17 protein-coding genes and 1 riboswitch are annotated in these 17,370 nt (G+C 59.6%); of the genes, 7 read left to right on the top strand and 10 right to left on the bottom strand.

Annotated features, from left to right (window positions below; genetic code table 11):
* Positions 1–2: 2 nt before the first annotated feature.
* The 3 genes from ACVWXF_RS02935 to hmpF all read right to left on the bottom strand — a co-directional run bounded on the left by ACVWXF_RS02935 (position 3) and on the right by hmpF (position 4,051).
* On the bottom strand, positions 3–1,004 hold the full coding sequence (locus ACVWXF_RS02935) for a beta-ketoacyl-ACP synthase III (protein ID WP_457473582.1): 1,002 nt from the start codon (positions 1,002–1,004) through the stop codon (positions 3–5).
* Positions 991–2,115 carry a phosphate acyltransferase PlsX gene (gene plsX / locus ACVWXF_RS02930; RefSeq protein ID WP_457473581.1) on the bottom strand — a complete coding sequence of 375 codons (1,125 nt, stop codon included), beginning with the start codon at positions 2,113–2,115 and terminating at the stop codon, positions 991–993. The genes ACVWXF_RS02935 and plsX overlap by 14 nt, the downstream gene beginning before the upstream one ends.
* Positions 2,116–2,323: 208 nt before the next feature.
* Positions 2,324–4,051 carry a pilus motility taxis protein HmpF gene (gene hmpF / locus ACVWXF_RS02925; RefSeq protein WP_457473580.1) on the bottom strand — a complete coding sequence of 576 codons (1,728 nt, stop codon included), beginning with the start codon at positions 4,049–4,051 and terminating at the stop codon, positions 2,324–2,326.
* Positions 4,052–4,314: 263 nt separating this feature from the next.
* Between hmpF and trpC the strand changes: the two genes are divergently transcribed.
* The 6 genes from trpC to ACVWXF_RS02895 all read left to right on the top strand — a co-directional run bounded on the left by trpC (position 4,315) and on the right by ACVWXF_RS02895 (position 10,548).
* Positions 4,315–5,235 carry an indole-3-glycerol phosphate synthase TrpC gene (gene trpC, locus ACVWXF_RS02920; RefSeq protein WP_457473579.1) on the top strand — a complete coding sequence of 307 codons (921 nt, stop codon included), beginning with the start codon at positions 4,315–4,317 and terminating at the stop codon, positions 5,233–5,235.
* Positions 5,236–5,298: 63 nt separating this feature from the next.
* The gene (locus ACVWXF_RS02915) at positions 5,299–5,538 is read left to right on the top strand and encodes a DUF5340 domain-containing protein (RefSeq protein ID WP_041436722.1); all 240 of its coding nucleotides are present in this window, start codon (positions 5,299–5,301) and stop codon (positions 5,536–5,538) included.
* Between the two features lie 59 nt (positions 5,539–5,597).
* Positions 5,598–5,792: a cation transporter gene (locus tag ACVWXF_RS02910; RefSeq protein WP_414521922.1), complete on the top strand. Its 195-nt coding sequence runs from the start codon at positions 5,598–5,600 to the stop codon at positions 5,790–5,792.
* 112 nt (positions 5,793–5,904) lie between these two features.
* Positions 5,905–8,220 (top strand): heavy metal translocating P-type ATPase, encoded by a 2,316-nt coding sequence (locus ACVWXF_RS02905; RefSeq protein ID WP_457473578.1) that lies wholly within the window; start codon positions 5,905–5,907, stop codon positions 8,218–8,220.
* A gap of 127 nt (positions 8,221–8,347) precedes the next feature.
* Positions 8,348–8,483: riboswitch (cobalamin riboswitch) on the top strand.
* A 30-nt stretch (positions 8,484–8,513) separates the two neighbouring features.
* On the top strand, positions 8,514–9,557 hold the full coding sequence (locus ACVWXF_RS02900) for a sirohydrochlorin chelatase (RefSeq protein ID WP_457473577.1): 1,044 nt from the start codon (positions 8,514–8,516) through the stop codon (positions 9,555–9,557).
* Positions 9,558–9,654: 97 nt separating this feature from the next.
* The gene (locus ACVWXF_RS02895; RefSeq protein WP_457473576.1) at positions 9,655–10,548 is read left to right on the top strand and encodes a hypothetical protein; all 894 of its coding nucleotides are present in this window, start codon (positions 9,655–9,657) and stop codon (positions 10,546–10,548) included.
* Here the strand turns inward: ACVWXF_RS02895 and ACVWXF_RS02890 are convergent.
* Genes ACVWXF_RS02890 through obgE form a run of 4 tightly spaced genes read right to left on the bottom strand, consistent with a single transcriptional unit; the run spans position 10,545 to position 13,428 of the window.
* Positions 10,545–11,162, bottom strand: a complete 618-nt coding sequence (locus tag ACVWXF_RS02890; RefSeq protein WP_457473575.1) for a PAP/fibrillin family protein — start codon at positions 11,160–11,162, stop codon at positions 10,545–10,547. The two genes, ACVWXF_RS02895 and ACVWXF_RS02890, sit on opposite strands and share 4 nt — an antisense overlap.
* A 55-nt stretch (positions 11,163–11,217) precedes the next feature.
* Positions 11,218–11,931, bottom strand: a complete 714-nt coding sequence (locus ACVWXF_RS02885) for an L-threonylcarbamoyladenylate synthase (protein ID WP_457473574.1) — start codon at positions 11,929–11,931, stop codon at positions 11,218–11,220.
* Between the two features lie 18 nt (positions 11,932–11,949).
* Positions 11,950–12,324: a hypothetical protein gene (locus tag ACVWXF_RS02880; protein ID WP_457406063.1), complete on the bottom strand. Its 375-nt coding sequence runs from the start codon at positions 12,322–12,324 to the stop codon at positions 11,950–11,952.
* Between the two features lie 60 nt (positions 12,325–12,384).
* Positions 12,385–13,428 carry a GTPase ObgE gene (gene obgE, locus ACVWXF_RS02875; protein WP_457473617.1) on the bottom strand — a complete coding sequence of 348 codons (1,044 nt, stop codon included), beginning with the start codon at positions 13,426–13,428 and terminating at the stop codon, positions 12,385–12,387.
* A 214-nt stretch (positions 13,429–13,642) separates the two neighbouring features.
* Between obgE and ACVWXF_RS02870 the strand changes: the two genes are divergently transcribed.
* Positions 13,643–14,611, top strand: a complete 969-nt coding sequence (locus tag ACVWXF_RS02870) for a 30S ribosomal protein S1 (protein WP_457473573.1) — start codon at positions 13,643–13,645, stop codon at positions 14,609–14,611.
* A gap of 210 nt (positions 14,612–14,821) precedes the next feature.
* Here ACVWXF_RS02870 and ACVWXF_RS02865 read toward each other — a convergent pair whose 3' ends face one another.
* From ACVWXF_RS02865 to ACVWXF_RS02855, 3 genes are all read right to left on the bottom strand, one after another.
* Positions 14,822–15,694, bottom strand: a complete 873-nt coding sequence (locus ACVWXF_RS02865) for a hypothetical protein (protein WP_457384230.1) — start codon at positions 15,692–15,694, stop codon at positions 14,822–14,824.
* A gap of 54 nt (positions 15,695–15,748) precedes the next feature.
* On the bottom strand, positions 15,749–16,717 hold the full coding sequence (locus ACVWXF_RS02860) for a CobW family GTP-binding protein (protein WP_457473572.1): 969 nt from the start codon (positions 16,715–16,717) through the stop codon (positions 15,749–15,751).
* Between the two features lie 162 nt (positions 16,718–16,879).
* Positions 16,880–17,329, bottom strand: a complete 450-nt coding sequence (locus ACVWXF_RS02855) for a VOC family protein (protein ID WP_457473571.1) — start codon at positions 17,327–17,329, stop codon at positions 16,880–16,882.
* Positions 17,330–17,370: the final 41 nt, after the last annotated feature.

Below are 17,370 nucleotides of genomic sequence, written 5' to 3'. Positions count from 1 at the left end.
ATTCATTTCCCCCAACGAAACACAATCGCCCCCCAGGTGAGGCCGGCACCAAAGCCTGCCATTACCCCCAGATCGCCGGCGCCAAAGCGTCCCTGCTCAATCCAAGTGGCCAAGGCAATTGGCACCGAAGCGCCCGAGGTGTTGCCGTAATACTCTAGGACGCTGGCCACCCGCTGCGGATCCAGCTGCAGGCGCTTGGCTACCGCATCGAGAATGCGCTGGTTGGCCTGATGAATAAAATATCCCTGTACTGCTTCCGCCGGGATCCCGGCCCGGAAGAGAGCCTTCTCGATGATCTCCGGCACCGCCTGGACGGCAAACTTGTACACCTCGCGGCCATTCATGGTGATGGGGCAGCAGCGATACTGCCCCACCTGCAGGGATCCCACCAGGGGCTTGGCCTCTGTAGCCATGGACAAGCTGAGCAGCTGGCTGCCACTGCCATCGCTGCGCAGCTCAATGCTGAGGATCCCGCCGGTTTCCCCCGCCTCCAGAACCACCGCCCCGGCCCCATCTCCAAACAAGACACAGGTGGTGCGATCCGCCCAGTCCACCGTGCGGGAGAGCACATCCGCCGCCACCACCAAGGCCCGCCGATACAGCCCGGTTTGCAAAAACTGTGCTGCCGTGGCCACCGCAAAGACAAAGCCTGTGCAGGCTGCCGTCAGATCAAAAGCCACCGCCCGCGTTGCTCCCAGAGCTGCCTGCACCTGAGGGGCCGAGCCAAACCGATCGACACCGGTGGAAGTGGCCAGCAGGATCAAATCCAGGTCTTGAGGCAAGATCCCGGCCTGAGCCAAAGCGGCCTTGGCTGCCTGGACCGCCAAATCCACCAAGCTCAGCTCAGGGGGCAGAATGCGCCGCTGACGAATGCCGGTGCGGGGCCAGATCCATTCGTCGGAAGTTTCGACGATCTGGCCGAGATCGTCGTTGCTCAGGCAGGGATCCGGCAGGGCAGCCCCTGCCCCCACCAGCCGCACGGTCGGGAGGCTATGGCTGGGCATCTTCCACGGGTTCGGGACAGCGGGAGGAAGTCCTTTCCAGGGATCCCAACGGCAACACTTCCGGGCCAGAGCCAGAGTAGACCTGAAGGGGCCGGGTGCGCCGCCTGGGGTTGGATTCAGGTTCGCGAGGGTCAACCATTTCCGCCTGCAGCCGCTGTAGGATTTTCTGTTCTGCCGCCTCTTTGGCCAGGCGAATGGCGTGGTAGACCATCGGCGCCTTGGAGCTGCCGTGGGTAATCACGCAGATGCCGTTGACGCCGAGCAGCAAAGCACCGCCATACTCCACGTAGTCCATGCGCCGCTTTACCTGCTTGAGGTTGGGCCGGAGCAGCCAGCAGCCCAACTTGCCGCGCCAGCCGCGGGGCAGCTCCTCCCGCAGCACCTGGGTGATCACCTGTCCGACGCTCTCGGCAAACTTGAGGAGGGCATTGCCCACAAAGCCGTCGCACACCACCACATCAAACTCCCCGGTCAGCACATCCCGCCCCTCGGCATTGCCGGCGAAATGGATCCCTGGCAACTGGGCCAGACGCTGGTGGGTGGCCAGAGCCAAATCATTGCCCTTGTTGGGCTCCTCGCCGATGTTGAGCAGGCCCACCCGCGGACGCCCGACCCCCAGTACACACTGGCAGTAGAGGGATCCCATGCGGGCAAACTGCTCCAAAAAGCGGGGCCGGCAATCCACATTGGCCCCCACATCCAGCAGCAGCACCGGCTTGCCTTTCAAAGTGGGCAAAAGAGCGCCAATGGCCGGGCGATCGATCCCTGCCAGCCGGCCCAAATTCAGGTAGGCCGCAGCCATCGCTGCTCCGGTATTCCCGGCGGCCACCACGGCATCCGCTTGGTTGGAGCGCACCTGTTGCATCGAGATGTTGATGGAGGCTTTGGGCTTTTTGCGCACCATCAGCGGCTCTTCCGCCATGCCCACATCCTCTTCGGCAGGCACAATGGTGATCCCAGCAGGCAAGGGTTGGGGCAGAAAGGGCTTGAGGGAATCTGGACGACCGACTAGTGCAATCCCGACCCGGAGCTGCCGATGGGCCAGCAGGGCGCCCTTGATGATCTCTTCGGGAGCGTAGTCACCCCCCATCGCATCGACCGCAATTCGCACAAGCTGACCTCACACTGGAATATCCTTGGCAACTGCAAGCAAGAAGCGGGGCAAAACGCACTAACCTCTGCAGTCCCCTCGCCCGAGAATTGGGAGCCCCAGTGGCTGCAGGGTGCTAGCGAATTTTACCAGATTTGTTTTCCTCAATTAAGGCCGCAGTTCCGCTTGCGCCGGTTCTCCCCACCCCCCACAGGAAACTTGAACTCCCTCACGCCTGCGCGAGGGTAGCCAGGAGAAAGTGTACCTGTTGGACGTGGTCGCGTGCGGTGGAGTTTCTGGCTTGGTGTTGGCTCAGCTCCGTCTCCAACTGCGCCAATTCTCCCGCCAACGCTGCCCACCGATCCCGCTCTGGGTAGAGGGTGGCCTGCAGGTGATTGAGGCGACCCCAGGTTTCTGCCATGGCCTGGGCGCGCGCCCGCAGGGATCCCTCCTCTTGCTCCAGGTGTTGCCACTGCTGCTCCAATTCCTGCCGTTGGCGGGCGAGCTGCTCCTGCTGAGAAGGCAAGGACGATTCCAGTTGTTGAATGAGGGTTTGCAGACGACCTTTTTCTTGGAGAAGATCCTGCTTCTGGCTGCCGATCTGTTCCAGAAGCGGCCCAATATCGACCTGAACCGGGGCAGCAGCTTGATTTTGCAGCTGTCTAAGGCGGGCTTCCTGGCGGGTCAACTCTTCATACTCTCGCTGCAGGTTTTTTTCCTGAGGCAGCAGGGCTTCTTCCAAAGCACTGCAGGCAGACTGGGCATAGTCGATATCCATCTCGATGTCAAACCGCTCCTCTGGAGAGGCGCTGGCCAGCCGCTCTTGCAGCTCCCGCAGGGTTTGCCGGTTTTGCTCCAGCTCGGCCCGCTGCTGGCTGACCTGGGCCGCCCGCTGCTCGTAATCCCGGCGCAGTTGGCTGACCAAAGCCGCCAGCTCCTCGACCGAGATCGCCGGCTCCCCAGCCCTGCCGTTGCTGCTGCCATCGACGATAAAGTCGTACTCCTGCACCAGACGAGAGGCTTTCTGGTATAGGCTCTCTTGAGATTGCAGCTGCTGGAGAATCCTCTGCAGGTGCTCTTGATGGGCTCGCAGGGATCCCTGTCGAGTTTGCCACTCTGCTTGGCTTTGCTCCAGGGATTGTCGGGATCCCCACCAAGCGGTGTGGCGTTCTTGCCAAGCGCGGTAGTCTCGATCCAGCTCGTCTTGCCGGGCCTGGGCCTGCTGACGTTCTGCTTCCAGTTGGGCAATCTGTTGATTCAAGTGCTCCTGCTGCTGCTGAATGTGGCTTTTCAAGCTTTGCAGAAGCGCCAAGGGATCTCCAGCCGGATGCAGACTCTCCTGGAGCTGTTGCATCAAAGCCTGTAGCTGCGCTGCTTCTGCCTCCCCCAAGCGGCTGGAGCGAGCTTCTTGCAACTGGGCTTCCAACTCTTGCCGCTGCCGATTCAGAGCTTCCCGTTGTTCTCCGATCAGGCGCTGTTGTTCAGCCAAGTAAGCTTGCTGGGCTGCCAGTTCCTCTTTGAGGCTGTCCAGAAGTTTGCGATCTTCCTCCACACTCTTGTATTGCTCATACAGCCGCTGCACCTCTTCTTCCTGGGCTGCTAGCTCCATCTCGCGGCGGGTAAGCTCATGCGCCTGAAAGGTGAGGGACTGTTTCCAAACCTCGATCTCCTCTTCCTGGCTGCGGGCTCTGAGCTGAAGTTGGCTGAAGTTTTGCAGATAGGTCACCAGTTGGCGAGCGGCTTCGCTGATGCGGGCGACCTGACGGTTGCCGGAGATTTCCGCCAGCACCAATGACCCATCCTTGAAGCGCCCAGCCTCCTGGGCGATGCGGCCTTCCAAGGTAATGGATTCTTCGTTCACGGCCACCCAGGTATTGTCCTGCTGCTGCTTGGCCAGCAATTGCAGAGACGACTTAGCAAACCCAATCGGCTTGGATAGCTCTGCTAGGTACAGCACGCCTGAACTCCTCTAAAACAGCATGGACAGCACCAGCCTTAACCCCACCGAGCCACTGCCCCTGGCCGGGGAAAAATGGACGGCCGCCAGAACATGGCTCGCCGAGGCGCACAAAGACTACACCACCTTTCTAGACTCAACCATAGGGTAAAAAAAACGCCTTCGCCAGATGAGTTTTGGGGATGCCTGGGGTAGCTATTCAAACCGGTGGCGGAGCACTAAGGTAGTCTAGGGTGTGGTGTAGGGTTCTGCTCAGGGTTTGTATGGAGCTGCAAGGTGAGCCGCTTTCTATTCGTCGGCGTTCTCCTGCCTCGCCGGTGGTCGTAGCCTCTCAGGTGTACCAGACAACAGCGCCGGAAGCCAAGCCGCGCCACATTTTGGAAGAGATCGTCTGGCACAAAGAACAGGAGGTGGAGCGCCAACGGGAGCAGCTTCCCCTGAAGCAATTGCAACGGCAACTGGATCAAGCCCCGCCGGTGCGGGATTTTGTGGCGGCTCTTACCCAGTCTCCTCACCCTATCTCTGTGATTGCCGAGGTCAAAAAAGCCTCCCCCAGCCGCGGCGTTCTCCGGGATCCCTTTGACCCGGTAGCCATTGCCCAGAGCTATGAAGCCGGTGGGGCCAGTTGCCTCTCGGTGCTCACAGATGAGCGGTTCTTTCAGGGCAGCGGCGAGTATCTGCGCCGGATCCGTCAGGCAGTAGGGATCCCCATCCTCTGCAAGGAGTTCATCCTCTACCCCTACCAAATCCTCTGGGCCCGCGCCTTGGGGGCGGATGCGGTGCTGCTGATTGCCGCCATTCTCTCGGATGCGGATTTGGGCTATTTTCTCAAGCTGGTTCGGCAATTGGGCATGGCAGCTCTGCTGGAGGTGCACACTTCCCAAGAGTTGCAGCGGGTGCTGCGTTTGCCCCAACTGCAAGACTCCAGGGGGCAGGTGCTCATTGGCATCAACAATCGCGATCTGAGAACCTTTACGGTGGACTTAAACACAACGCGCGACCTGTTGGCCGCCCACTCGGATCTCCTCGGCGATCTGCCTGTGGTCAGCGAGTCCGGCATCCATACCCCCGCCGATCTGCAGCAGTTGCGGGCCTGGGGGGTGCGCTCTGTGCTGGTGGGGGAAGCGCTGGTGACCCAGCCGGATCCCGGCCAAGCTGTGCGCCACCTGTTGTCATCTCAGTGAATGAAAACCATTTATCAATGGATCTCTGCGAGAACAATTGATCTCTAAGGATTGCTTGGATCGATGAAACGTATTCCTGTGCCGGCTCATATCCACTACGAATTTCTGCTGCGGGTGTTGGAGCGGCAAACCTTTCCGGCAGTAGAGGAACAGGATTTTGGCAACCGAGGCCGCACGCAAGAGCTGATCAACTCCCTGCGCAAAGCCCTCACCCAACAGGTGCAACTGGAGGAAGAGTGGCGACAGCGGGGCTATCAGGTGGACTACCGCTGGAATATGGACGAGCCTCAGCCTCCCTCTTGACCTTCCAGCCCACTGTAAGGTTTAGCATCCTTTCAGTGGCATTGGGGGGGTTTTCCAAGATGCAGGTTGTTTTGACGGTGCCCAAGCTGGCCTGTGGGGCCTGTATAGACACCATTGCGCAAGCGGTGCGGCAACTGGATCCCCAGGCGCAGGTGGAAGGGGATCCCAAAACCAAACAGGTGCGGATTACTTCTGGGCGGTCTGTGAGCGATTTGCGGCAGGCCCTCACCCAGGTGGGATATCCCCCGGCCTAGTCAATTTTGGGCCGGGAACGGTCGGGCGTCTGTTTTGAATTCCTGTACAGATGGCTGCCTTCGCCCTGCCCAGGGTGGAGAGTAGCTGTCGTTTCATCAACAAGGTGTTGCCATGTCTGCCCATAAAGGGTCATCGGCTGCACTATCGGCCTCTGCGCCTTCTCCTGAGGGCACTTGGCAGTTGGCCCTGCAAGGGATGAGCTGTGCTTCCTGCGCCCGCAGCATCGAACAGGCCCTCGCTCAGGTGCAGGGAGTATCCTCCGGATCCGTGAATTTTGCCAGCGAGCAGGCCACCGTTAAAGGGGATCCCAGGCTGGTGGATCCGCAGGCGTTGATTCGGGCGGTGGAGCGGGTGGGGTATCGGGCGCGCCTCATCCAAGAGGATTGGCAACTGGACGATCCGACAGACCCAGAGCGGATCGCCCAACGGGCCGCAGAACGGGAATTGAAGCTGAAGGTGGCGATGGGGGTGGGCATCAGCACGGTGCTGGTGATCGGATCCCTGCCGATGATGCTGGGGATGGACATCCCGGGCTTTCCCATGTGGCTGCACAATCCTGGGTTGCAGTTGCTGCTGACGGCTCCGGTGCAGTTTTGGGTGGGCAAGCATTTTTATCGAGGCGCTTGGGCCGCTTGGCAACGGCGCTCGGCGGATATGAACACGCTGGTGGCCTTAGGGACGAGCGCGGCTTTCTTCTATTCCATTTTCCCAACGGTTTTCCCCGACTCTTTCCATCGGCAGGGACTGCATCCCGATGTGTATTACGAAGTGTCGGCGGTGGTCACCACCTTGATCCTGGTGGGTAAGTGGATGGAGCAACGGGCTAAGGGGCAAACCTCCGAAGCCATTCGCAAGCTGATCGGGCTGCAACCGAAAACGGCAAGGGTAATTCGCCATGGGGTGGAGCAGGATGTCCCCATTCGGGAGGTGCAGGTGGGGGATTGGATCCGGGTGCGCCCCGGAGAGAAGGTGCCGGTGGATGGGGTCATTCTAGAGGGATCCTCCAGCCTCGACGAGTCCATGGTGACCGGCGAGAGCCTGCCTGTACTCAAGTCGGCGGGGGATGAGGTGATTGGGGCAACGCTGAATCAGACGGGCAGCTTTGTGATGGAGGCGCGGCGGGTGGGCAAAGACACGGTTCTGGCCCAGATCGTGCGCCTGGTGCAGGAAGCCCAGGGATCCAAAGCCCCAATTCAACAGGTGGCGGATCGGGTGACTGCCTGGTTTGTGCCGGCAGTGATCGGGGTGGCAGTTCTAACTTTCGTGCTCTGGTGGGTGTTGGCGGACAACCTGACGCTGGCCTTGGTGAACACGATTGGGGTGCTGATCATCGCCTGCCCTTGTGCGCTGGGGTTGGCAACCCCCACCTCGATCCTGGTGGCCACGGGACGAGGGGCAGAATTGGGGATCCTGGTGAAAAGTGCCGACAGCCTGGAATTGGCCCACCACTTGCGCACGGTGGTCTTGGACAAAACCGGCACCCTGACTGAAGGTCGTCCCACTGTCACCGATATTTGGGCCCACGGCTCCTCTCCCCTGGCGGTGTTGCGCCTGGCAGCGGCGGTGGAGCGGCACTCGGAACATCCTTTGGCCCAGGCGGTGGTGCAGAAAGCCGAAGCGGAAAAAATTGCCATCCCTCCTGCCCAGCATTTTCAGGCAAGGATAGGCAGTGGGGCAGAAGCCTGGGTGGAAGACCAGTGGATCCGCATCGGTCGGCTGAGCTGGCTACAGGAGATGGGGATCCCTTGGGATCCCTCTTGGTCAGAGCGGGTTCAGAATTGGGAAAGCCAGGGCAAAACGGTGATTGGCGTAGCGCAATCCCAGAGTCTGGTGGGGCTGTTGGCCATTGCCGATCCGCTCAAACCCACCTCTCCTGAGGCAGTGCAACACCTGCAACAGATGGGCCTAGAGGTGATCCTGCTGACCGGGGATAACCCCACCACGGCCCAAGCGGTTGCTCGGCAAGCAGGCATTCAGCGGGTAATTGCCCAAGTCCGTCCGGATCAGAAGGCAGCTTACATACGCAGCCTAAGACAACCGCGACGGCGGGTGGCGATGGTGGGAGATGGCATTAACGATGCTCCGGCTCTGGCAGAAGCCGATGTGGGGATCGCCATTGGTACAGGTACGGATGTGGCGATGGCCGCCAGCGATATTACCCTCATGTCGGGGGATCTGCGGGGAGTCGCCACTGCCATTCAACTCAGCCGGGCCACCCTCAACAACATCCGCCAGAACCTCTTCTTCGCCTTTATCTACAATACGCTGGGGATCCCGATTGCCGCTGGGGCGCTCTATCCCTTTACAGGCTGGTTGCTCAACCCTATGCTGGCGGGGGCAGCCATGGCCCTGAGTTCCATTTCGGTGGTCGCCAATGCCCTGCGCCTGCGACACTTTCAGCCCCCCAGACCAGCGGGCCGGCGTTAGGCCCTCTCCCAGGGGCAAGGGGGATTAGCGCGGCAACAGTTTTGCTGCCCTTTGAGCATGAGTCTGCCGTACCGCTCATGCCTCAGGGCTATCTTCTGGCAGACAAGAACATCCCCCCCGGGAGCTTGGTGAATGGCAAGAGGCAAGCTAACCTAAAAGGCTCAGGCAGACTGGGGAAAGCGCGGTGCAAGTCCGCCACTGTGACGCAACTGTGATGGGATCCCTCCCTCAGCCAGAACACCCACCTGCCGTTGTCCTGTACCCCTTGCGATTCACAAGGAACGGAGTTTTTTGTGTTGAATACCCTCAGTGTTTCCCCTCCCCTTTCGGTTGGGCAGCTTGCTTCTCCTTCATTGCCCCTATTGCTTATCGGCCACGGATCCCGCGACCCTGAAGGGCGGCAAGCCTTTCTGGAGTTGGCCCAAGTCTACCAATCCCTCACTCCCCATCGACCGGTGATCCCTTGTTTTCTGGAGCTGACCCAGCCAACCATTGCCCAGGGGGTAGAGCAGTGCTTGGCCCAAGGGTGGCAAGAGATTGTGGTCCTGCCGCTGCTGTTGTTTGGGGCCCGCCACAACAAGTTCGATGTGACGATGGAATTGGATCGCCTGCAGGCCCTCTATCCCCAGTTGCGCATTCGTTACGGTGGGCCGCTGGGGATCCGCATCGAGATCCTGCAACTGCTGCGAGACCGATTGGCCGCTTTGATGGCCGCCCAACCGCGGCGGATCCCAGAGGCAGAAACCGTGCTCCTATTTGTGGGTCGCGGCTCCAGCGATCCTGAGGCCAATGCCGAAGCCTGTAAACTGGCTCGGCTGCTTTGGGAAGGATCCGGGTTTGCCGCTGTGGAGACCTGCTTTATCGGCATTACCCATCCCCGCCTGCCTGTGGGGTTGGAGCGGGCCTCGTCCTGGCAGCCGCGCCGGGTGATCGTGCTGCCCTACTTTCTGTTTACGGGGGTGTTGGTGAAAAAAATCGAGGCGGCAGTGGAACAACAACGACAACGACAGTCGGAAATCGACTGGCTCATGCTGCCGGAATTGGGCCTTGTGGACACGGTGCTGCACAGCCTGCAGCAACTGGAGCAGGAAGCCCTACAGGGCCAAACCCAAATGAACTGCCACCTGTGCAAGTTTCGCCTGGCCGTGAGCGCAGAGGTCAGAGCTGGGCATACCCATCACCATCCTCACGAGCATCATCACCACCATCACGGGCACGGATCCCATCACCATCCTCATTCTCACCATCACCCTCAGCACGGCCACACCCACGCAGCGGCTGGGGATCCCTGGGCCCAATTAGAGGGCTACCACCAACGGGCTTGGCAGGTGCCCTGAGAGGGAAACAGAGGCTGCTGGCGGGATAAACTGAGTGCAGACAGGCAATTTTTGAACCTGGTTTTCCCGCTCCAGCGGTTGTGATGACGAAAAAACGATGATGCTCTCCCGCTCCTCTTGGGTTTCAGGTGCCGCTGCCGCGGGGAGCGGGATCTTTGTTTTCGCCCTGGTGGTGGGGCTGCTGGATCAGATCCTGCCCACCCTGCCCAAGGTTTCCCTCTCCCTGGCCGGGATCCCTGGGATCCTGGCTGCCGCTGGGGCCTCCTATGGGGCCTGGCGGGTGGTTCAGATGGGTCTGCAATCGGCTTCCTGGACTGATTTTCGGGCCTCGCTGGTAGCGGCTCTGTCTCCCTTTGATCCCGCCGATCATGGCGGCAACCCTCGGCAACCCGAGGAGGATTCTCTCCCTTTGCAGTCGGTTGACGAGGATCCTCAAACCCAGATCCGCGATCGACAAATTCTTGATCAAGCTGAGCAGCAGACGGAAACTGAAACCGAAGTAAGCGAACACACTCAAGTAAGACTGCAGGGCGAGCAGCACCAGGATCAAGCCTCGCAGGCCAAGGCCCAACAGTTGCAGCCCCTACAAGAATTGTCATCACCTTCTTCCCCAAGCCCTGAGTCGGCAAAACCCACACCAGAGCCAGAGCTCAACCAAAAACTTCGCCAACTCCAGATGCAGGTCGCCACTCTGAAAATAGAACTGGAACTCCAAGAAATCCAACTGCAGCAGTTGGAGGTGAGGCGGACTCGGCTTCAGCAGCAGAAGCAGAAACTCAAGCACGTTCTGCGTCGCACGGCGTCCGAAAATCAAAGGCTGCGCTTCTTACAGGAGCAAAAAGCCCGGCAACTGGAGCAAACTCAGCAAGAGCTGCAAGCTTTGCGGGAGTCCTACCGCGCCTTGCAAGTTCTACAGGAAATAAGCTCCACCCTAACCCGAAACCCATCTCACGAAAGGGCGGAAACGGAGTCCTCTGGATCCTCCGACTAGCCGACCCGCTTTAGAACAAATACACTCCCCTCGCTGCCCCGACCCATCCGCAAATCTTCATCCAAATAGGTGATATCCAGCCAACCCGTTGGCTCGCGGCGGCGGATATCGATTTGAATAGCCGGGATTCGCTCTGGAGCCTGCTCGAGCAAATCGAGAAAACTCTCGATCTCGTAGCTCATCAAAGCTTGGGATCCGAACACCAATCGCTCGAAAATCACCCTCACCCGGCGCTCCGATTCGGGGTAAAAGCGTGCCGATACCGCCAAGATTCCCCGTGGCACCCAAGCCCCCAGCCAGCCGGATCCCTGGATCTCCGCCACGTTGAAGACCCGTCCAGCTTTGGCCCGAATACACTGGTAGATCTCGCCGGTGGTCAAAAAAGGCAACTGTGCCAGCCGCAGCAGAGCTGTGCTCGTGGTAAATAGGGTGAGCCAGTTCCCCTCCAACCCTTCAGGAGCCGATGTTGGCTTGGGGGTGGGGTTGAGCGCTTCTAGGACGGCAATTTGAGACAAAATCTGGGCTTTTTGGTCAGGGGAAACTTTCCGGCCCCGGTCGGTCGCCTCCAGTAGGTGCAGCAGAGCCGATTTTTGCTGAGCCAGGGCCTCAGACATGGGCACACTCCGAAGGCACTGACCCTATTTTAGAGAACGCGGGATCCCTCTGCCCTTAACCGTCTTCTCCCACCAGTTTCAGGTTCAGATCTGCCACCTGCTCATACCCTAGCCCGGCCCGCACCACCAGCGGCTCGGATCCGGTCAAATCGATTACCGTAGAGACCTTGGCCCGGCGGGGGGCATCGTCATCCAGCACCAGATCCACCTGTTTTTCCAACTGCCGCATTTCCTCAGCCGCAAAGATCCCACCCTCATCCCAGGGGTCGCTCTCCCACTCCCAGGCTTGCCCAAAACTTAAGCCCAGGGATCCGACGGGATCCCCCCCCAGCTTGGCAGAGGTGGAGACAATTGGATTGCCCAACTCTTCCAGCAAAGCCTGACAAATGGCCGAGTCGGGCACGCGGATGCCGGTGGTTTTCCGTTTGGGCTCCATCACCAACTTGGGCACCAGCTTGGTGGCCGGCAACAGAAACGTAAACGGGCCCGGGATCAGCCGCCGCATCAGCCGATAGGCCGAATCGGTTACCTGGGCATAGTGGGCAATGCGTGAGAGAGAAGGGCACAAAAAGGTAAGAGGCTTGTCGTTGGAGAGCTGCTTGATACGGCGTACCCGCTCCACTGCTTGTTTGTGGGTCACATCGCAGCCAATGGCATAGACTGTATCGGTGGGGTAAAGCATCACCGCCCCCTCCCGCAAAGCCGCCGCAATCCGCCGGATGGAACGGGCCTGGGGCTGTTGCGGATGCAGCTTAAAGTACTCGGCCATCGGGCAGATGGGAAGAGGTCAAGACTGGGAGCAGCTACCCCCCAGGGGGTTTTCCACAAGAGGGCGGGGGGTCGGTGGCACCGACGCGGGCAGGGATCCCTGAGATTCGGGCCAGTCCTTCAGTTGTTGCATCAGGGCTTGGATGTGCAGACGGGGCAGATAGGGCCAGTCGCCGGCTTCTTCCAAATCCTGAAGCACCCGATACAGAGCTTGACGGGTGTTGGGCAAAGACTCCCGAAAGGCACCTTCCAGGATCGCGCGGTGCAACTCCTCCAGCAGCCGCAGGAGCATCAGCAGCTCCACACACGCTCCCGCCCTCGCCTGAGCCGCCTGTTCAACGGCCAACATAATCTGACGCAAATCCGGTGGCAGATCCTCCGCCGAGATATACATGGCCACTCGTCTCTGGGTTCTGGGAAGGCAGGGGCTTTCCCATTCTAAGATTCTTCTGCCCTAGGACTGGATGGATTTTGCCCCCACAAGATCCAACTGCGCAGACTGTTGGGATCCCCGACCCAGGCACTGCCACACCCGCTGCAAGAGGGCATCCAGCCCCTGCTTGGCAATCGCAGAAATGGTCACCACCGAAGTGCCGGCAGCAGCAGACAGCCTCTGGGCGCGCTCGGCAACCTGCTGGGGATCCAGAACATCGATCTTGTTCAAAACCAGGATTTGTGGCTTATCGATTAACCCGTGGCCGTAGGCGCGCAGCTCCTGCTGAATAACCTGGTAATCCTTGACGGGATCCGCCGCCGTGCCATCCACCAAATGAATCAGTACCCTGGTACGCTCCACATGGCGCAAAAACTCATGGCCCAGCCCCACCCCCAAGTGCGCCCCCTCGATCAGCCCCGGAATATCGGCAAACACCACCCCATCTCCCGATGGATGGGGCACCACCCCCAAATTGGGCTGCAACGTGGTGAAGGGGTAGTCGGCAATCTTGGGCCGGGCAGAGGAGACCACCGAAATCAGAGTGGACTTGCCCGCATTGGGCAGGCCGACAATACCCACCTCGGCAATCAACTTCAGCTCCAGGCGTAGGCGCACCCGTTCTCCCGCTTCGCCCTTGGTGAATTGGCGGGGGGCGCGATTGTGGTTGCTCAAAAAATGGGCATTGCCTAAGCCGCCTTTGCCCCCACGGGCTACCAGCAATTGATCCCCCTTGCCCACCAGATCGCCCAACAATTCCCCCGTCTCCGCATTGAACACCACAGTACCGCAGGGCACCCGCACCAGCCGATCCGCACCACTGGCCCCGCTGCGATGGTTGGGCCCCCCTTTGGCCCCGTGTTCCGCCTTGATCACCGGTTGAAAGCGAAAATCCAACAGAGTTTGCAGGCCAGGATCTGCCACCAGGATCACTGAGCCGCCCCGCCCTCCATTGCCGCCGGATGGCCCCCCAGCCGGCACATACTTTTCACGGCGGAAGGCAACGATGCCATCTCCGCCATTCCCCCCTTGCACTTCAATTTCGGCTTGGTCGATAAAGTGCAATTGCTCTTCCTCCAAATCTTCTATCTTCCAGCTTGGCAAGATCCCCGGAAAACTTGCCACAAAAGACGCTCCTCTAAGCTACGATAGTATTTCCCAGCCACATCCCCCACAGGTGGGAAAGTGGGAGAGTGAATGCACTCTCATCTGGAATTCTGCTAAACTCAACTGGCCTTCTACCCTTTATCCCGCGCAACTGATCTGTTACTGCACCCCTATGAGTCGATTCACTGCTGCCGATTTAGGTTTTACCACTGAAGACTTTGCCGCCCTTCTGGATAAGTACGACTATCACTTCAGCCCTGGCGAAATTGTGGCGGGTACAGTATTCTCGGTGGAGCCACGCGGTGCTTTGATCGATATCGGGGCCAAAACGGCTGCCTTTCTGCCGCTCCAGGAGATGTCGATTAGCCGCCTGGAAGACCCGCACGAGATGCTGCAGCCGGGAGAAACCCGCGAGTTTTTTATCCTCACCGAAGAAAACGAAGAGGGACAGCTGACCCTCTCCATCCGTCGCATCGAGTACATGCGGGCCTGGGAACGGGTACGGCAGCTCCAGAAAGAAGATGCCACCGTTCGCTCAACCATTTTTGCCACCAACCGAGGTGGAGCCCTGGTGCGGATTGAGGGGCTGCGGGGCTTTATCCCCGGATCCCACATCAGCAGCCGCAAGCCAAAAGAAGAGCTGGTGGGCGAAGAGCTGCCCCTGAAGTTTCTGGAGGTGGACGAAGACCGCAACCGCTTGGTGTTGAGCCATCGCCGCGCCTTGGTGGAGCGGAAGATGAACAAGCTGGAAGTGGGCGAGGTGGTGGTTGGCACGGTGCGGGGCATCAAGCCCTATGGTGCCTTCATCGATATTGGCGGCGTCTCCGGCCTGCTGCACATTTCCGAGATCTCCCACGATCATGTTGACACGCCCCACAGCGTCTTCAACGTCAACGACGAAGTGAAGGTGATGATCATCGATCTAGATGCGGAGCGGGGGCGGATCTCGCTGTCCACCAAGCAACTGGAGCCCAATCCCGGCGACATGATTCGGGATCCCAAGCTGGTTTACGAGAAGTCTGAGGAAATGGCAGCCAAGTACCGTGAGCAACTGCTGGCCGCTAAGCAAGGACAAGCGGCAGAGGCCCCACCGGAAGTGGTGGAAGAGGAGCTGGAATACGCGGCGACGGCTGTGGAATGAGGGCAAGCTTGGCGCCATCTCTGCCTGCGATGAGACTGAGGTTAGGAGCCTTCAGCTCCGTTGGCGTGGGTGGCTCGTGGGAGCGGGGCAGCCCAGGCTCCTAGGGAGACGGGTACTGCTGCTGTGGCGAAGTAGGCCGACGGCGCTCACGCAGGGCTGCAAACCTGCGCAAGTAACGGGAATCCCCCGCTCCTGAGCTTGAGGAGCTGGTCAAAGACTGTAGATCTGCCCATCCATGAGCAGATGGGTGATGCCTTTCTTTTGCAGTTGGGTGCGCACAATCTCCAGGATGTAGCCGGGAAACTGGATCACCCGGTAGGGCGGGTAGGTGTTGCTGCCCCGACGGCTCATTTCGGAAAAGCGACGGGCCACCTTGTGGTTGTCGAAAATGGGCAGCGTATTGGCGTTGTCGATCCCTTCGATGGGCAGGGATCCCGAGCCAAAGAATTCCTTAAGGGGGCGGGTGGTCAGTTCTTGGTAGCGGTCAACAACGACATAGCAGGTTTCCGGTAGGGTGAGCTCTTCCAGGGGTAATACCTGAATTTGATAGCTGGGATCGGTGAGGGGATCCTCTTCTGGCCCATCTTCATCTTCTAAGGGATAGTCAGGGTCGTCCTCATCCTCGTCTTCGAGGTCACGGTCTTCTTCGGTCTCTTCCTCCACATCCTCCAGATCTTCCCGAAGCCCAGCCGCCAACGGCAGTTCTTCTGGGGGCAGTTCTGGCAGAGACTCCGTCCCAGCAGTGTTATCCTCGCCTTCCTCGTTTGCGTTCGGCTCTGCGGGGGGCTCCGGCAAGGGAGATGGAGAAGGCAACTCCGGTTCCAGCGGCAAGATCTGCTGCTCCAAGGCTGGGATCCCGCCAACAACAGCTTTTTCCCCCATGTCTTTGCGGCGGGCAGCCGAGCGTTTGAGATAGATCAACCGCTGATACTCATCGGCAGCGATATTTTCCTTCAACACGCGGGTGATGGTGGTGATGCTCACCTGAAATTGCTCCGCCAATTCGACGGCGGTCGCTGCTGAGCCGCGGTAGGCGCTAACAATTTGCTGTTGTTCTTGCTCTGAAAGTTTGCTGCGAGCCATCCCAGGTCACCCAATCTAGAAATTGAAAGAAATAGGCAGTGGTGAAGAGGATCTCTAGCCAGCGGCGGTTGCCCCACACACCCGGCTGAGGCCGGCAGCTAGCTGCTCCCGCTCCAGCCCCTTGCCGATCAACACAATTTTGGACAGGCGGGGCTCATCGGGATCCCAGTCCCGTTCCAGAAAAAGGGTTTGCCGCTGGCCCACTTGATGGAAGATAACCCGCTGCGGCTCATCCAGAACCGACAGCACCCCCTTGGCGCGAAAAACGGTCTCGGACAAGTCTTGTAGCCAATCGCGAAAGGCCCCCAAATCCAGCGGCTGCTGCAGTTGAAAGCTCACCGATTGGATCCCGTCCTCCTCCAGGTGATGGCTGGGGTGGGCCTCAGTCCCCGAATCGGGGAGCCTGGGATCCCACAATTCTGGGCGGAAGGCATGCACATCCAAGATGCGGGCCAGAGGCACCTGGGCATGGGTGGTGAGCAGGCAAGGGGCAGCGGGGTTGTAGCGGCGCAGATCGAGAAGGATCCGCTCTCGTTCGGCTTCGTCGATCAAATCCACCTTATTGAGCAACAAAATGTCAGCGCTGCCGATCTGGTGGGCGGCGGTTTGCGAGCGCTGGAAATTGCGCCAGTATTCGGCACCGTCAACCAAGGTCACCACGCCATCCAGGCGCAACTCCTCATGAAAGACCCTCTGCACAAATAGCTCGGTCACCTGCCTGGGATCCGCCACGCCGCTGGTTTCCACCACCAGATAGTCCAACGCCTGGGCATGCTGGAGCAGCTGGCGGGCCGCCCGTTCAAAATCCTCTCGCACCGTGCAGCAGAGGCAACCATTGTTGAGCTGCATCAGCCCCCCCTCGGGCATGTTGACCAACTCGCCATCGATGGAAATCTCGCCAAACTCGTTGAGGATAACCCCAATGCGCAACCCATGCTCCTCTTCCAAGATGCGCTTGAGCAGCGTGGTTTTGCCACTGCCCAAAAAACCTGTCAAAATCGTCACCGGAAGCTGAGCTTTCATATCAGGTGAGGCTGAACTGACAAGCGGCCAACAAACCCTTCTCTCAAGTTCCCCAGAAGCTCTACTAGCTTAGCTTTAGGGTTGGCTCTCCAGGATCTGGACAAGGGGGAACGACCGCTCCCACCCAAATTAGATCCTCTAACCCATCAACTAGTTATCCAACTATTTATTAATGTCCTCTGGGCGTTGGGGCAGACTCTCTCCTGAGGATCCCTGGGGACGAATGAGCTCGATCGGCAGGCCATCGGGATCGGCGATGAACGCCACTTCATAGACCTGGCCCCCAATTTGCTGGAGCTGGGGCGGCAGCAGCAGGGTAAGGGGCACTTGCGCTCGCAAATGTTCTAGGTAGTTGGCCAGGGATCCCCATTCGGGGCCCACCTCAAAAGCGGGGTGATAGTAGCCCACATAGTGGGGATCCCCAAAGGGATCCGGGGCAGGATGGGGCTGCGGCACTTGCATCAGCTCCAAACGCCCCCAGGGGCCGCGCATCCAGCAGGCCAGCGTGATCCCGGCAGTAAAGCGTTCTTCCACCGCAAAGCCCAGCCCCTCGTAAAAAGCGATGGAGCGGAAGATATCGGCGGTGCGAATGGAAAAATGGTGTGGTTTCATCGTCCTGCAAAGCAGCCAGATGGGGCCAGACCGCTCGGATC

Source organism: Thermostichus sp. MS-CIW-40 (assembly GCF_054058315.1).
The sequence above is the reverse complement of the archived record's forward strand: the minus strand, read 5'-3'. Positions and strand labels throughout refer to the sequence as shown.

Excerpts from the sequence above, each read along its gene's own strand:
- ACVWXF_RS02935 (WP_457473582.1), bottom strand. The coding sequence starts at position 1,004 with ATGCCCAGCCATAGCCTCCCGACCGTGCGGCTGGTGGGGGCAGGGGCT.
- trpC (WP_457473579.1), top strand. The coding sequence starts at position 4,315 with ATGGAGCTGCAAGGTGAGCCGCTTTCTATTCGTCGGCGTTCTCCTGCC.
- ACVWXF_RS02915 (WP_041436722.1), top strand. The coding sequence starts at position 5,299 with ATGAAACGTATTCCTGTGCCGGCTCATATCCACTACGAATTTCTGCTG.
- ACVWXF_RS02910 (WP_414521922.1), top strand. The coding sequence starts at position 5,598 with ATGCAGGTTGTTTTGACGGTGCCCAAGCTGGCCTGTGGGGCCTGTATA.
- ACVWXF_RS02905 (WP_457473578.1), top strand. The coding sequence starts at position 5,905 with ATGTCTGCCCATAAAGGGTCATCGGCTGCACTATCGGCCTCTGCGCCT.
- ACVWXF_RS02895 (WP_457473576.1), top strand. The coding sequence starts at position 9,655 with ATGATGCTCTCCCGCTCCTCTTGGGTTTCAGGTGCCGCTGCCGCGGGG.
- ACVWXF_RS02890 (WP_457473575.1), bottom strand. The coding sequence starts at position 11,162 with ATGTCTGAGGCCCTGGCTCAGCAAAAATCGGCTCTGCTGCACCTACTG.
- ACVWXF_RS02885 (WP_457473574.1), bottom strand. The coding sequence starts at position 11,931 with ATGGCCGAGTACTTTAAGCTGCATCCGCAACAGCCCCAGGCCCGTTCC.
- ACVWXF_RS02880 (WP_457406063.1), bottom strand. The coding sequence starts at position 12,324 with ATGTATATCTCGGCGGAGGATCTGCCACCGGATTTGCGTCAGATTATG.
- ACVWXF_RS02870 (WP_457473573.1), top strand. The coding sequence starts at position 13,643 with ATGAGTCGATTCACTGCTGCCGATTTAGGTTTTACCACTGAAGACTTT.
- ACVWXF_RS02865 (WP_457384230.1), bottom strand. The coding sequence starts at position 15,694 with ATGGCTCGCAGCAAACTTTCAGAGCAAGAACAACAGCAAATTGTTAGC.
- ACVWXF_RS02860 (WP_457473572.1), bottom strand. The coding sequence starts at position 16,717 with ATGAAAGCTCAGCTTCCGGTGACGATTTTGACAGGTTTTTTGGGCAGT.
- ACVWXF_RS02855 (WP_457473571.1), bottom strand. The coding sequence starts at position 17,329 with ATGAAACCACACCATTTTTCCATTCGCACCGCCGATATCTTCCGCTCC.